The sequence below is a fragment of the Bacteroides fragilis genome, from assembly GCF_019583405.1.
GTDB lineage: Bacteria > Bacteroidota > Bacteroidia > Bacteroidales > Bacteroidaceae > Bacteroides > Bacteroides fragilis_B.
On sequence record NZ_SZUU01000002.1, the window covers coordinates 11,225 to 25,036 of the forward strand.

Here is a 13,812-nt window from a genome sequence, read left to right on the forward strand (position 1 = left end):
CTATTGTATTACAAAGGTATTTTCTACTTCTAAATCTCCGAACTCAATATCCCGACGCCATTCACCAGCCTCCACCAACTTCACGTATTGCCGTACAGCCGGCACCAATATCCCCCAAGGCACAGAAGGAGCAATCATCTGATTCTCATCCTGCTCACCCGTATATTCTTTCAATCCGAACTTCTCATCTTCACCAATGACCTGCAAAAGTTTTATGCCGTGCAACGCCTCTACAGCCGGATTTTCTTTGATACAACTTATCAGATCGCGTATGGAGAAACAGTACCCTAAAACAGGCTCTTTCCGCTCTTCGTTCCATGGAGCAATGCATCTGCACAGATTCCGGTTAATGTCCGAAATAGCCTCTCCGGCTTGCTGCCCTTCCTTCAGGCTGACCCCACAAAAAACAGTCACCTCTTCATAAACCGGGTTAATCGCATCAATCTCGGCAAATGGCGATGTATAAGGACGTAAAAAGCTCTCTATCCTGCAAAGTAACTGATCGGTGCACAAGGGCCAGTCTTTACTGATACGATTGCGTATGGCGACCAGCGTAACCAAAGTTGCACGATTCAGGGATTTCGCATCAATTCCCCGTAAGCACTTCACTTTTGCCAACCCAGGGAATTCCTGCAATACCAACTGTTCATATTCACAAGGTAAAAGAGGACGCTGACGATGTGCAATCCGTTCGCTCAAACGTGCTTTCATCTCTGTTTCCGATTCCTCAGAAGCAGTCGTATCAAGTAATCCGACTCTTTGGTAAGAGAGTAAACCCGGGACTGACCTCTCTGTTTCTTCTTCCGCCGTCCATGCCACCTCGGCTACATTCAAACTCACACTCCGCAACACCGAACAGTTACATACATTAGAGTGTATACCCGCACAAATCCAGAAAACTTCCTCCGTATCTGTCACCTCCGGAGAAATACTAAAAGGAAACTGAATGATGACTGCACCACTATGCATCAATCCCCCGGTATCATCCCGTAATACATATACAGGATCCACTTTCACCCAACGATAAGAATCCCTGTAGTACCAGTCTACAGATGGTAAATACTCGTGGTCAATCTCACGCTGCAACAATTCCATCCCGACATATAACCGGATTATATTCTCACCTATCGCATCTGCTATGCCTATCAGGATATTGCCTTCATCTTCCGGTCCGTCCACCAAAGTGATCGGATGGGTCATATCGGGGGTAGTATCTACAGTTCCGGACAACGGACGGATATATGAAAATCTGATTCCCGAATGACATCCGACTGCAAATTGCACCTCTTCTTCCGCTGTATAATTCAGTGATACGTTATCCATTTGCAAAGACAGCGGAGGTTCCGGTAAAGGACGTTTCTTACGGCGGTGACTGTTTTCCATCATCACTTCAGCAAAAAGCCGACGATATTCATGCATCCCGAATCCCATATCCGGAGCACTCAATACCAACCGATAGAAACCGGAACGCACCTCTCCGAGACGGAAACGGGCGATGTCGTCCAATGGAGGCAAAACCACCTCGGGAACTTCAAACACGATCCTCGTTTCTTCCTTCACCACATCCGCAGCTACAGGAACAGACGCTGATGAGGTACAGAACAGATAATGTTCTTCTATCCCGAATGTCCGCTTCCACTCCCGGTTATGCAGATACTCTGTTCGGGCCCGAAACGAACGATTATTCAATCCTTTATTATATTCCCGATAATGCTCCTCCAATCCTCCATTGCCCACCGGAAGATGTAGCCAGCGGAAATGCAGTTCTACATGCGTTACCGGTTTTAATGCCATTTCATAACAACCAAACGCCATCCATGCTCCTTTGTCCCCCTGTATACCAAAAGGCGAAAAAGGCTGACGGGCATCGACCTGACCCAGTTCGTTATACAAACTGAACTCTCTGAATCCGTTCACCTTCACATGTACCCTCACTGAACGCACTTCAAGCCTACGTGCCCACGAGTAAGGGAACAACCATGCCTCGGTATTCATCAGCAAGCTCAACGCCGGAGCACCTTCTCCTTTGTCCGGACATACGGGAGGGAAACTTTCATCCAAACGGAATGTTAACCGCAATCCGATTCCTTCCTGCCAGCGAAGCTGGAAACGATCTACTTCCCGATCTCCCTCCGAGGTACTCACTTTGAGTAAAAAAGAATCATTAAGAATCTTAAAGACAGCTTCATCTGGATTAATTTCCTGAGCTTTAGCCACTCCATCCACCATTCCAGCCCATCGTTGCTGAGACTCCCGGTTCAGTTCGAACCATACGGAAACCTCCCGTTCGCCCTCACTCAATAGTAACAGCATTGAATGGATACGAAATCCGATAGGTTCCGGACGAGATGTCCGATCCTTCAGAGTAGACTGAAGGACCGAAGTCACATAGCCTAATGCTGCTTCCGGATAGCGGTCTGACTTTTTCTCTAACCGGATTATATTAACCGCAGCTACTTTCATTCCCGTCACACAGACATCGGATAGCAGCTTATAGCCTGCTACTTTTTCATCCTTTGCTGCTTTGAAATACATATTACGCTGAAGTAGAACAGAAGTCACAGCAGGTGATTTTTCGAAAGAAAGCCAAGTGGAACAAGGTTTTCTTTTCTGAGGAATTCCTTTCAGAATCTCTTTCTGATAGAAGTCTTGCAATCGTTCCCAACGCAGATTGAACGATGAAACGATTCCGGCATAATTGTGCAGAAAGGCAACCAGTAAAGCAAGTGAAGGGTCCATCTTTCCGGAAGCACAAATTTCCGTCAAATACATTTCCCTCCTGGATTGCAACCAGCGTACGACACCTTGCAACAACAAATGGAAACGACGCCGTACACTTTCATCTTCCGGCTGCTCTTCTGCAACAACCTGTACAGGACGGATGTGAAGGTCTATTTGTCCGCTTATATCTTTCAGCAATCCCAAAGAAGGCCCTTCCAGACAAGCGTACTCCAACCTCTTTCTCCATTCCCGCAAAACATGATAGATTTGTCCCGCATCATCAAAGTCATGAAAACGAACCATATCAAGCCATACCATTAATGGCTGCCAATGGTAATAAGAAGAAAACTTCGAACCGCATAAGACATGAGCAAGAAGTACCGGAAAACGTTCTTCCAGTACCGGCAAAACAACCGAAGATTCAAAGCGCTCCAGGCGTTTTCCCCTACTCAATCCGTCTGTGTCAGAAATGTTCGTCATAATAATAAGGATAAACCAAATTACCGCGGGCATTTGTCAGGCGTATGGTGTATTCCAGTAAAATACTCATTTTGCCCAACCGTTCTTCACTTACGTCAAACTCCACGTCGGTCAACGTAATGCGCCTTTCGAAATGAAGTATCGCGTTTTCAATAGCTGCCCGTAGTTGAGTACGTGCAGTCAGATCCATATTGTGATAGACCATATTGTGTACCTCCGAACCGAACTCAGGGCGCATCACCCTCTCCCCCAAGCGTGTGGATAAGATAATGCGCAAGCTCTGTCGGATATCTTCTTCATCCGACACCATCGCTGTCGGAGACACACCCGGATGGAAAACCGGTGGGAAAGCCCACCCTTTCCCCAGAAAAGAACGGTCCTTATCCGTATCCATAAAAGCTATCCTCCTATTTGAACAGTCGGGCAACCGGCAATAATCGAACCGCCATGGGCAGTCGTATCCCCCATACGGGCAGCAGGTTTTCCACATATCATTACAGTGGCCGATCCTTTGATTATCGAATCAGGAGGCCCTACACACACGCAATTATCGCCCATCACGGCAGCAGGCAACTTACCTATCAGTACGGTAGGGGCACCGGGCCCAATAATCGGTCCGCCCACATGCGGGATAGGTGACGGCCATGCAGGAGTCTGCATGGGACAAGAGTGCATATCAGTTAATCTGGCAGCTGGAGGCATAATTTTCTATTTTTAGTATAAAACAATCAATTAATCATCACCATGGCACCTTTGACAGTGGTCTGTCCGGAAGCTGAAAGTTCAACAGAAGCAGAACCGGTAGCCTTCAGGGAGACCTGTGCTTTAGCAGTCACATTCATCCCTTCAATCGATGCATCCTGTGTAGCTTTGACAGCAACTTTCCCCTTTGCATCCAATTGTATATTCCCTTTTGCCGACAGAACAATATCTTTTGCGGAAGTCAGTTTAATACCTTTATCGTCCATCACACATTCATTCCCGTTCTGGTCCTTCACTCTAATTCCTTTGGCGTCATCGCTTATCACAATCGAGTTCTTGCAAGGTGTGCTGATGGTTATCACTTTTTTCTCATCATCCAGTTCCACCGTCAGTTTCTCAGGAGTGATGATAGCCCGCTTATAATTATTTTCATCCGCTTCGTACGGAGGCGCCTGCTTGCTGCTATACATACAACCCAATATGACAGCCTGATTCGGATCGTTATTAATAAAACCCAGTACTACTTCATCGCCAACCGAAGGTATAAAATAACTTCCCATCCCATTGGAAGCCGCAAATTGAGACAACCGTGCCCATACGGTATCCCGAGAGGAATTCAATAACGGCACTTCCACCTGGATACGATAGTTTGAATCCGGATCATCAGTCAGTTTTGAAACCTTACCGATGTGCAGTCCTTCAATACCGGGAATCCACCCCGATGCCGGAGGAGCCACCACATCCGTACGTTGGGTGATGTTCACGGGCGAAATACCCATCTCCACTTTCGTTATCCACGCCCCCTCCTGTACTCTGTGTGTCACCGATCCCACAAATACCTTCCCATTGAACCGCGCTCCCATACCGGTCAGTTCGATGATACATCCCGGTGTAACAGAAGCATTTCCCTGAAAAGAGAACGTCCCCCTGAAGCGTGACAATCCCGCCTTCAGCAGTGTGGCGTCCACCCAGTTTTGCAGTACATCCCTCGCTGATAGCGCATCTGTCTGTAAAGTCACTCTATCCGTACCGGCAACAGAAAGAATATCTGCTGTCGAGAGATTTCCCTGCTTATTTAAAGAAGGAGCTGACGCATTGACAATAACTGCTTTCTGAGTAATCGGATCCCATCCCACGCCTTCTACTTTTGAAAACTGGTCTTCGACATACAGCTCACCGTCAAATGAAAGCAAGTCCGTGTCATACTCCACTTTCAGAGCCGGAGCCTCCGACACTTTAGGTTTACCCACGGTTACTTTATTTCCTTCTGTTGTCACAATCATGCCACAAGCATCGGCCCGTGACAGGGCAAAATCCCAATCAGTACAATAATATTGTACCAGTTGTGTATGTTCCACATCCGTACCATCCACGTCGACCGACAACCCGCAATCAGAAAGAACCGTTATAATGGCATCACTGTCTTTCTTTTTCTCAAATACCCGATTTTTACGGGCTACGGTAGCTTTTACCGCTCCGTTCTTACACTCTACAATCAATAATGCGGCAACCTCCGCTTTTCGTGGAATATAGATTCTTTGAGCCACGACTATACCCTCAAAAACCGGTTTGTCCGTGCATTCATATCCTAACTCAATCTTTATCTTCCTACCGGGTTTGAAGTCGTCCGACTCACTTTCCGGAATATTCGCTTTTGGCATATCCCCGGCATAAATCTTCAGTACAGCACTTCCTATCCGATTTACTTCACGACATACTTCTATATTTTTAAACTGATATTTATCACTTATTTTAATCCCGTTACTATAAACGGTATAGGTGACCAGTTTTCCGGCATTTTCACCTGGTGAATTATCATTCATGGCTTCTTATTTACTCGTTAGTTAATGGTGGAAAAAACAACTGTGTTCCCGGTTCAATGTGCCTGAAACCCGTAAGCCCATTGATGCGCGCCACCTCCGCACAATAGGCTGTATTATCATAAATCTTCCGACAAAGGGCCGGAAGTGTATCTCCGTCTTTTACAGTAACCACATGTGAGAGATCCGGAGAACTCTTCGACATCAGCAACCGGAAGGTTTTCACGTCCATGTAATTTATCAACTTGAGCTTCACGGTTGCACGCAGCGGAGCGCCATTCGGATCGAACATGGTATATTTGATATCCATCTGTTGCAGCCGTCCCTGAAAGTTAAGTTCTCCCCAAATCACCTTAACAAACCCCGGTTGATGGACAGTCCCTATATATTGATAAACGGTTTCGCTCAAATCATTAATCAGAGATTTCAGACTTTTCCCAAATTTGTCATCTCCGGGCTTAGTCAGTACTCCTGTAGCATCAAGCACAAATTCAAGTTCCAGTCCCTCTTGATTGTAGCTCCTGAAAACAGGTCCTCCAACCCAGTTTTCAACGCAATACTTTATTTCTTTTTTAGATTCATAATCCTTCGGGTTAATCATCAACCTAAAACGATGGCCACTCAAAGTATTGAACGTTCCGTCCTTATACCCTATAATTTCAAGTTTTTTAAGCCATCCGATATCCATTTCACCTGTCCTTTCTGATTTTTCCCGTTCTTACACTCCGGTTCTCCTGTCTCAAATCTTCAATTATTTCCCGCTTCATCTTTTCCATCCACTCTTCCGGGAAAGTCTCCTGTGGAGTCTTTTTAGACTCCACAGTGGTCCTTACAATTACTTCCTTAATAATGATAGGCATATCACAACACACGATTTACAGAATAATACGCAAACTCAATCGTCTCAATCGCTACATCATTTTTCTTTGAATCGAATGCACCAACTTCCCATTTCACCGGATAGGCATCCGTAATCAGCCACCCGCATGTAGGTTCACCGAAAGCTCCCAACAGAGTCACCATAATCTCACTGGTCAATACCGGAGTGGTATACTCCATTTGCATCGTCGCCGTTGTCCACATCGACAAAGCACTCAGTCCCAATCGCTTCATGGGTCTTTTACATACCAGGTTTCCATGTTTCGGGTATCCCGGCAGTCTCACTTTCGGTCCTCCTCCCTCTTCTATTTCTATGGTTTCCAGCTCCATGGTCAGTCCGGACACTTCAAGAAAGGCCATATCCGGAATGGGAAAAGGAGCCAAAAACTGTACATTGAAGTAAAAAGCAGTAGGAGGCGGTATGATATGATCCAATTCGAACATTCAACCTATCTTTTATCCGTTTTCAATAGTAATTCCTTCGTGTGCTATATCCAACTGCTCGATAGCCGCCTCGTTGCCATCCGACTTCAGGCTGACACCGCTCACTTTAGTAGGCCACGCATTGGTAAGTTTCCATACCATTGTCGGATTTCCTTCCTCGTCCAGCAAACTGATTGTAACCGGTTCTCTTTGAATGGTATTCATCTTAATGGTATTGAACCAGTCGAACAGCTTGTTATCCTGAGCGAAAACTCCTTTTTTCAAAGTAACATTGCTGTACTTCTTGATGCCCGGCATCTTGATTGTGGAAAACTGCGGGCTGTTTCCATGCCTGTACTCTATCACTTGTGCCTCAGCATCCATTCCCGAAACTTCTTTAAAGGCAATCTCACCCAAACTCCCAATCTCCACTTTGAAATAAAACACCGGCAACGGCCATACGCTATCTTGTTTTTCTCCTGCCATAATCTTTAGTATTAAATTATAAATAATCTGTTTATCTTATTTTCGATAAAGACTAAAGTGTTTTTCGAAAAGACTTAAACGTTTTCTGAAAAGACTTAAGAGTTTCACTCCGAAGACTTAAGTCTTTTTGTTGAGAAACACCTTGCCTCCTCCTCCGCTAACTTTTTTGCATCTGCTGCTGGAATGTGATTTCGATAAACTCTGCCGGACGGACAATAGCTACCAGAACCGTCACGCGAAGAATACCTTCCAGCACATCTTCCGGAGTCATCGTATCTCCCAAGCCGACGTGCACGCTGAAAGCGTCATCCGGAGTAGCTCCGGCCAGTCCTCCCCGCTTCCATATACCGGTCAGGAAGTTTTGAATCATACTCTTCAGGTTCAACCAGGTAGATGCCACATTAGGCTCGAAAACATACGCCCGGCTTGCATTCTTCACCGACTCTTCAAGCATAATCATAGTACGGCGGACGTTAATATAACGCCAATCGAGCGAATTACCGTCCAATGTACGACCACCCCACACTTTGATTCCCTCACCCACAAACGTGCGGATGGCATTGATGGCTTTACCCGATAAAGGTACGTTCAGGTCTTCCTGTTCATCGCCAGTGATACTCAAAGCCGGCGAGATTACTGAATTAACGGAGACATTAGCAGGTGCTTTCCACACTCCGCGTGTGTTGTCCACCATTGTATAAATACCGGCCATTGCAGCCGACGGTGCAAGCAAGTTGAGCACTCTCTTAAGCTCTTTCAGCACGGCAGTGTAGATCGGACAAATCAATATCAACGTTTTATGCAGTCCGTCTTGCTCCACGTCAGTCATCTCCGTACCCAGTTTATCAATCTGCTCTTTTACCAGCTGCCGCCTTTCTTCAGGCTGTCTCTTTGAATCTTCCTCAAGCAATACTTTCAGACTTTCGGCATCCAGATTCAGGAAAGACAGATCACGGTCTTGCACGATAGAAGTGTTAAGCCAGGGATAATATGCAGCTCCGAAGTCGAGGAAAGCGCTGCCTATCTTTTCGCGGAATTCATTTACCACATCTCCTTCAGGATCCCTACGATCCTTGTAGCCATCATATACATCCAGAATCGTGATACGATTGCGCATCTTGTATCCGCAATGGCTCAGCATAGCAGTCTGCACACTGTAACATAATTCTTTATCATTCAGATTGACGGCTTCGGGACACAGTACCATTGTCGGTTCCTGCTCTTTCAGTAACGTGTCGATGCCTGCCTTGAACGCATCAGCGTCGAGGCTGTCGGCTGTATAATCACCTACGGAAACAATGTAGCAAGGCCCCCCGCCGTTTGCAAAGAACATCAACATGTGGTAGTACAGAGTAAAAGGCACACTGGTACGCTTTGCCACCATTTTTTTAGTTCCGCAAACCATTGTCGGTATCTCACCGTCGGCTGCATCCTCCAAAGTAAACAAAGGAGTCGGTGCTCCTCCAAAAAAAGAGTGATATTCGGCCATCGAAGTGATACGGAAGGGTTTGTTCAACAACGAAACGTTACCGTTCAAAGCCATTTCGGTATACCCGATAAAAGCAGGCACAGCCGTAGCCACTTCAACTGTCGAACTCGGAAATGCACTTTTCTCGACGATATATACGCCGGGTGTTTTCATTGATCCCATAAGCATTTAATTTTTATATTAAACAATCGGTCTATTTCATATATATAATAATCGGCAAAGAATATCCTTATAAGTCTCGCCCATAATATTTCCGGGAACCGGATAGGGCAATTGACGAAAGATCTCCCTTTTACCAGAAGGATAAATTTCCCACAGTCGCAAACGATAATCCGGAAACTCTTTCATCTTCACCCTTACTTTTGACCGGAAACGTATTACTTTCTTTCCCATAAAATCAACCTCTACAGGATCGTCAAACAGAACCGTATTCTCCATATCCTCTATCATCAATTTACGTTCTGTATTTTCATCACGAGGTAAAAACAAATATTCCACCTGCCTATTGAAAGAATTAAATACAAGTTCAGTTTCATAAGGCAATGACTGATCCCTGATCTTATCAAATGAAAAAACAAGTCGAAAACAAACTTCGGGATGCACCGGCACCAGAGCTTCGTGGAGGGAGTTCATCATAATAGGTGCCCTGCTCTCCGACAGTTCCAGCTGTTCGCATGCGCCTGCTAAGTTCCAGTCCCAATCCGTCACATACGATAACGATTTATCTTCCACACGAAAATCAATCACTACCCTGTCTCCCTCGGCCGGTTGTCCATGGTCACCGTCCAACGAAAACAAAAGCCATCTGCCGTTGCTGTCATAACGCCACATCATTCCCCGTCTAAGTAAAAGCCGCCGCGATTCGTCCGATAAAATCAGCGATAACCCTTTCTCTGGAAATACCTTATAATATTCATGCTTCAGCCGAAGGCTCCAAATAATCTTTATCATTTTCTTATGGTCGACTTATTGTCCGTTATATCTGCTACCACCTGTTTCACTTCACTACCATCAAATGTCAACCTCCTGATTTTGCAGAAGATAGAAGGATAATATCGTCCACCAAACAGTGTCCATACATTACTTTGATCCTGAAGTGAAGGAGTTATCATTTCGATGGTATACTTTGTGTTTTCTACCATAAAAACTGGATTAGACTGAAGAAAAGTAATGGCTAACGAAAGAGCCGACAGAGATTCACGATATCTCTTTTCATTAAAAACAGCAGCTATGATCACGTCCAGATTAACGTGTATGAGCGGATAAGACAAACCGGAAAACTTTCCTGAAGTTCCCACTTTTCCCATATTCATCCCTTGAGCAGTTTCGCGCTCCACGTTCAACAAAGAGATCTGTATTTTACATGGTTCTTCGTCTACTTGTGCTCCGATCGCCCCAACCTCTACCATACCTTCCGGCCGGTGGAAGTAGGTTTCCATGTATTGTTCCATTTGACTGGCATACATGGTCAATATCCGGTTTATCATAATTTTCTACATTTTAGTCCACACACATACTCTACAACAATGTTCCGGAAAAACATTGTTACGCATTCCCAAATTAAAACATTATATTTTAATTATGCAAATAATTAACAAAGAAAAAATACAGGATTTTTAAAAATCTAATAAAAAACGTCCGGTATCCCACAACAGAATAACCGGACGCTTTTTATAACATATTATAAACCGGATACCCTTCCGGCTTCAATTAAGACAGAAAAGAGATCAGCACCCCTGCCGCTACGGCAGACCCGATCACTCCCGAGATATTACTGGCCATGCAATATTGCAATACATGATTTTTAGGATCATATTTCAAGGCAATATCATTGGCGACACGGCTGGCCATAGGAACCGCACTAAGCCCCGTAGCACCAATCAGCGGATTAATCTTTTTCTTCGTAAACAGGTTCACCAGTTTCACAAAGAAGATACCTCCTGCTATAGACAACGCAAAAGCCAGGAATCCTCCTACCACAATGCCGATAGTCGTCCAGTTCAGGAAGGCTTCACTTGTCATAGTAGCTCCTACCGACAAACCCAGAAAAATGGTTGCCGCATTCATTATACTATTCGAAGCTGCGTCAAACAGACGGAAAGTATTGGCACCGATCTCTTTCACCAGGTTACCGAACATCAGCATACCGATCAAAGGCACTGCACTCGGTACAAAAAGAGCTACGACCGTAGTCACCACAATCGGGAAAACAATCTTCAGTACGCGGAGATTTTTAATTTCCGTTTTCGAAGGATATTTCTTTTCCTGCTCTTTCATATTAATGCTCAGTTCCTTCTTGGTACACAAAAGCCGAACGACCAATGGTATGATAACCGGAACCAGTGCCATATAAGAATAGGCGGCAATCGCAATCGGACCCAACAGATGAGGAGCTAACTTAATGGTGGTAAAGATAGCCGTAGGTCCGTCCGCTCCACCGATAATTCCCAAAGAAGCCGCTTCACTCGGTGTAAATCCCATCAGGATAGCTACCAACAATACGGTGAAGATACCCAATTGGGCCGCAGCCCCGAAAATCGACAGACGCAGATTGCGAAGCATCGGCCCGAAGTCCGTCAAAGCTCCCACTCCCATAAAAATGATCGGGGGAAGAAACCCTGTCTTTATAAGCATATAATACACAAAGTTCATCAGTCCCAATTCATGAGCAATATCATGAAGAGGCATCTCCCAGATATTCTTCATTACTCCGTTCACCAGGATCATGCCATTCTCGTCAGCCTGTATCACTCCCATGCCTCCGCCGGGGAAGTTAGCCAACAGCACTCCAAAGGCAATCGGCACCAATAAAAGAGGCTCGTATTGCTTCTTTATACCCAGATACAAGAGAACGAAGGCAATGACATACATCACTAAAAACTGCGGTTCGGCAACAATATTGCTGAAGGCAGTCATATCATATAATTTTTCAAATATTCCGTTCATCATCCTATCTTCATTAATACGTCATCTTCAGAAACCGTATCACCGGGGTTTGCAGAAATAGCCGTTACCGTTCCACCAAATTCGGCACGGATGGCATTATAGGTTTTCATTGCTTCCACGTAGCAAAGCACGTCACCTTCTTTCACTGCATCGCCTACCTTGAGCGGAGTCTCCTGCGCATTCTTCACCAAGAAGAATTTTCCTTCGAGCGGAGAAAGTACCTCTTTTCCTTCACCCGCAGCAGCAGACGGCTGTGAAGCCGGTGCAACAGGCAGTTCCGTATCTCCGTAAGCAACCGTCACCCGGTAAGCTTGCCCGTCTACCTGTACCGTAAGTGTTTTAGGTTTCGTTTCTTCCGTAGGCACCTGCTCTTTCTCAGCCCTGCGTTTTGCCACATCGGCCAAGAAATCCTCTTTCGCTTTTCCGCTCTTATAAGCTTCATATTGAGCCGGATGCATCGCATATTCAAAGAGTTCTTCATCGTCCTCGCCCGTCTCCCACTTCTTTTCTTTCATCAGTTTGCGATATTTGTCAAGATCATCCGGATAGTTATCCTGCGGATTTCCCTCAAAGAATTTCCTTCCTTCTCTCTCGGCTTTCTCTATAATCTCAGGAGCAAGCTTGCCCGGCAGACGTCCGGCTTTACCCAGAATCATATCCCAAATATCATCAGCGATCATTCCCCAACGCTCTTTTCCTTTCTCCATCGCGATAACGTTCATCATCGAAAGATTTTTCACATACTGACTGAAAGGAGTAACCAAAGGAGGATATCCGACGCGGGGCCATACATAAGCCACTTCGTTGAACAGCTTGATCAGAAGCTGATCTTGTGTCATGAAAGGAAGATTGTGTTTTGCCTTATACTTATTAATGGATTCCAGATTCGTTTCCAAATCCGCCATCAGGCTTCCCATCATTCCGCCCGGAAGTCCCGGAGCTATCAATAATGAATTCATCAGCCGGTTTTTCGGACTGATATACAGCCCCAGAAAGTCGTCCATGAATTCCTGAATCAGGGCCCGCACCTTCATATAGGCCTCCATATTAATCTCAGGCACCTGGAATCCCGCATCCTTCAACATGGCCTGCACACTCAACAAATCGGCATGTCCCGTTCCCCATGACAACGGTTCCATTCCGACATCCACATAATCACACCCGGCCTCACATACTTCCAAAATGCTGGCCATGTTAAAGCCCGGTCCCGCATGACTGTGATATTGAATAGGAATATCGGGATGTGCAGCTTTGATATTTGCCACAATCTTGCCCAAAGAAACAGGGCGTCCGATACCTGCCATGTCTTTAATGCAAATCTCGTCCGCCCCTAATTTTATCAGTTCCAGTGCCATATTGGTGTAATATTCCACCGTATGGATCGGCGAATGGGTGATACAAAGCGAACATTGCGAAATCATTCCTGCATCTTTGGCATAAGTGATAGAAGGTGCAATATTGCGTACATCATTCAGTCCGCAGAATGTACGGGTGATATCCGTCCCCTGTGCTTTCTTTACTTTATAAAACAACTTACGCACATCGGCCGGAACAGGACTCATACGAAGCCCGTTGAGGGCACGATCCAACATATGGGTTTGTATTCCGGCTTCATGGAAAGGCTTTGTCCATGCGCGCACCGATTTATTCGGATTTTCACCAAACAATAAATTTACCTGTTCAAAACCACCGCCGTTTGTTTCTACCCGGGCAAAACATCCCATTTCAACAATAGCAGGTGCTACCTTCACTAACTGGTCTACCCGAGGCACATATTTACCGGCAGACTGCCACATGTCTCTAAAAACCAGACTAAATTTTACTTCTCTTTTCATTTCCGTTTTCGGTATTATTCTATAAGATTAA

At 45.4% G+C, this 13,812-nt stretch carries 13 protein-coding genes; all 13 read right to left on the reverse strand.

Translation table 11 applies throughout. The features are described 5' to 3' along the window. Positions 1 to 3,201: a hypothetical protein gene (locus FDF36_RS04305; protein WP_220390481.1), complete on the reverse strand. Its 3,201-nt coding sequence runs from the start codon at positions 3,199 to 3,201 to the stop codon at positions 1 to 3. Beyond that, positions 3,185 to 3,595 carry a GPW/gp25 family protein gene (locus FDF36_RS04310; RefSeq protein WP_220390482.1) on the reverse strand — a complete coding sequence of 137 codons (411 nt, stop codon included), beginning with the start codon at positions 3,593 to 3,595 and terminating at the stop codon, positions 3,185 to 3,187. The genes FDF36_RS04305 and FDF36_RS04310 overlap by 17 nt, the downstream gene beginning before the upstream one ends. A gap of 5 nt (positions 3,596 to 3,600) precedes the next feature. Next, a complete protein-coding gene (locus FDF36_RS04315) occupies positions 3,601 to 3,903 on the reverse strand; it encodes a PAAR domain-containing protein (RefSeq protein WP_220390483.1) in 303 nt (100 codons plus the stop codon). A 26-nt stretch (positions 3,904 to 3,929) separates the two neighbouring features. Continuing rightward, positions 3,930 to 5,726, reverse strand: coding sequence for a type VI secretion system tip protein VgrG (gene vgrG, locus FDF36_RS04320; protein ID WP_220390484.1), 1,797 nt, complete (start codon positions 5,724 to 5,726; stop codon positions 3,930 to 3,932). Positions 5,727 to 5,736: 10 nt separating this feature from the next. Next, a complete protein-coding gene (locus FDF36_RS04325) occupies positions 5,737 to 6,411 on the reverse strand; it encodes a CIS tube protein (RefSeq protein WP_220390485.1) in 675 nt (224 codons plus the stop codon). A 1-nt stretch (position 6,412) separates the two neighbouring features. Continuing rightward, complete coding sequence (locus FDF36_RS04330; RefSeq protein WP_193683993.1) at positions 6,413 to 6,583, reverse strand: DUF5908 family protein; 171 nt, start codon at positions 6,581 to 6,583, stop codon at positions 6,413 to 6,415. A 1-nt stretch (position 6,584) separates the two neighbouring features. Next, complete coding sequence (locus tag FDF36_RS04335) at positions 6,585 to 7,046, reverse strand: phage tail protein (RefSeq protein WP_220390486.1); 462 nt, start codon at positions 7,044 to 7,046, stop codon at positions 6,585 to 6,587. Positions 7,047 to 7,058: 12 nt separating this feature from the next. Further along, complete coding sequence (locus FDF36_RS04340) at positions 7,059 to 7,511, reverse strand: phage tail protein (protein ID WP_005803146.1); 453 nt, start codon at positions 7,509 to 7,511, stop codon at positions 7,059 to 7,061. A gap of 157 nt (positions 7,512 to 7,668) precedes the next feature. Further along, positions 7,669 to 9,162 (reverse strand): phage tail sheath family protein, encoded by a 1,494-nt coding sequence (locus FDF36_RS04345; protein WP_220390487.1) that lies wholly within the window; start codon positions 9,160 to 9,162, stop codon positions 7,669 to 7,671. A gap of 36 nt (positions 9,163 to 9,198) precedes the next feature. Then, positions 9,199 to 9,951, reverse strand: a complete 753-nt coding sequence (locus FDF36_RS04350; RefSeq protein ID WP_220390488.1) for a hypothetical protein — start codon at positions 9,949 to 9,951, stop codon at positions 9,199 to 9,201. Then, entirely contained in the window at positions 9,948 to 10,487 is a 540-nt protein-coding gene (locus tag FDF36_RS04355; RefSeq protein WP_220390489.1) for a Pvc16 family protein, read from the reverse strand. Before FDF36_RS04355 ends, FDF36_RS04350 begins: the two co-directional genes overlap by 4 nt. 223 nt (positions 10,488 to 10,710) lie before the next feature. Further along, a complete protein-coding gene (locus tag FDF36_RS04360) occupies positions 10,711 to 11,946 on the reverse strand; it encodes a sodium ion-translocating decarboxylase subunit beta (RefSeq protein WP_005779936.1) in 1,236 nt (411 codons plus the stop codon). Further along, entirely contained in the window at positions 11,946 to 13,781 is a 1,836-nt protein-coding gene (locus tag FDF36_RS04365) for a biotin/lipoyl-containing protein (RefSeq protein WP_220390490.1), read from the reverse strand. Before FDF36_RS04365 ends, FDF36_RS04360 begins: the two co-directional genes overlap by 1 nt. Positions 13,782 to 13,812 lie beyond the last annotated feature (31 nt).

Excerpts from the sequence above, each read along its gene's own strand:
- FDF36_RS04305 (WP_220390481.1), bottom strand. The coding sequence starts at position 3,201 with ATGACGAACATTTCTGACACAGACGGATTGAGTAGGGGAAAACGCCTG.
- FDF36_RS04310 (WP_220390482.1), bottom strand. The coding sequence starts at position 3,595 with ATGGATACGGATAAGGACCGTTCTTTTCTGGGGAAAGGGTGGGCTTTC.
- FDF36_RS04315 (WP_220390483.1), bottom strand. The coding sequence starts at position 3,903 with ATGCCTCCAGCTGCCAGATTAACTGATATGCACTCTTGTCCCATGCAG.
- vgrG (WP_220390484.1), bottom strand. The coding sequence starts at position 5,726 with ATGAATGATAATTCACCAGGTGAAAATGCCGGAAAACTGGTCACCTAT.
- FDF36_RS04325 (WP_220390485.1), bottom strand. The coding sequence starts at position 6,411 with ATGGATATCGGATGGCTTAAAAAACTTGAAATTATAGGGTATAAGGAC.
- FDF36_RS04330 (WP_193683993.1), bottom strand. The coding sequence starts at position 6,583 with ATGCCTATCATTATTAAGGAAGTAATTGTAAGGACCACTGTGGAGTCT.
- FDF36_RS04335 (WP_220390486.1), bottom strand. The coding sequence starts at position 7,046 with ATGTTCGAATTGGATCATATCATACCGCCTCCTACTGCTTTTTACTTC.
- FDF36_RS04340 (WP_005803146.1), bottom strand. The coding sequence starts at position 7,511 with ATGGCAGGAGAAAAACAAGATAGCGTATGGCCGTTGCCGGTGTTTTAT.
- FDF36_RS04345 (WP_220390487.1), bottom strand. The coding sequence starts at position 9,162 with ATGGGATCAATGAAAACACCCGGCGTATATATCGTCGAGAAAAGTGCA.
- FDF36_RS04350 (WP_220390488.1), bottom strand. The coding sequence starts at position 9,951 with ATGATAAAGATTATTTGGAGCCTTCGGCTGAAGCATGAATATTATAAG.
- FDF36_RS04355 (WP_220390489.1), bottom strand. The coding sequence starts at position 10,487 with ATGATAAACCGGATATTGACCATGTATGCCAGTCAAATGGAACAATAC.
- FDF36_RS04360 (WP_005779936.1), bottom strand. The coding sequence starts at position 11,946 with ATGAACGGAATATTTGAAAAATTATATGATATGACTGCCTTCAGCAAT.
- FDF36_RS04365 (WP_220390490.1), bottom strand. The coding sequence starts at position 13,781 with ATGAAAAGAGAAGTAAAATTTAGTCTGGTTTTTAGAGACATGTGGCAG.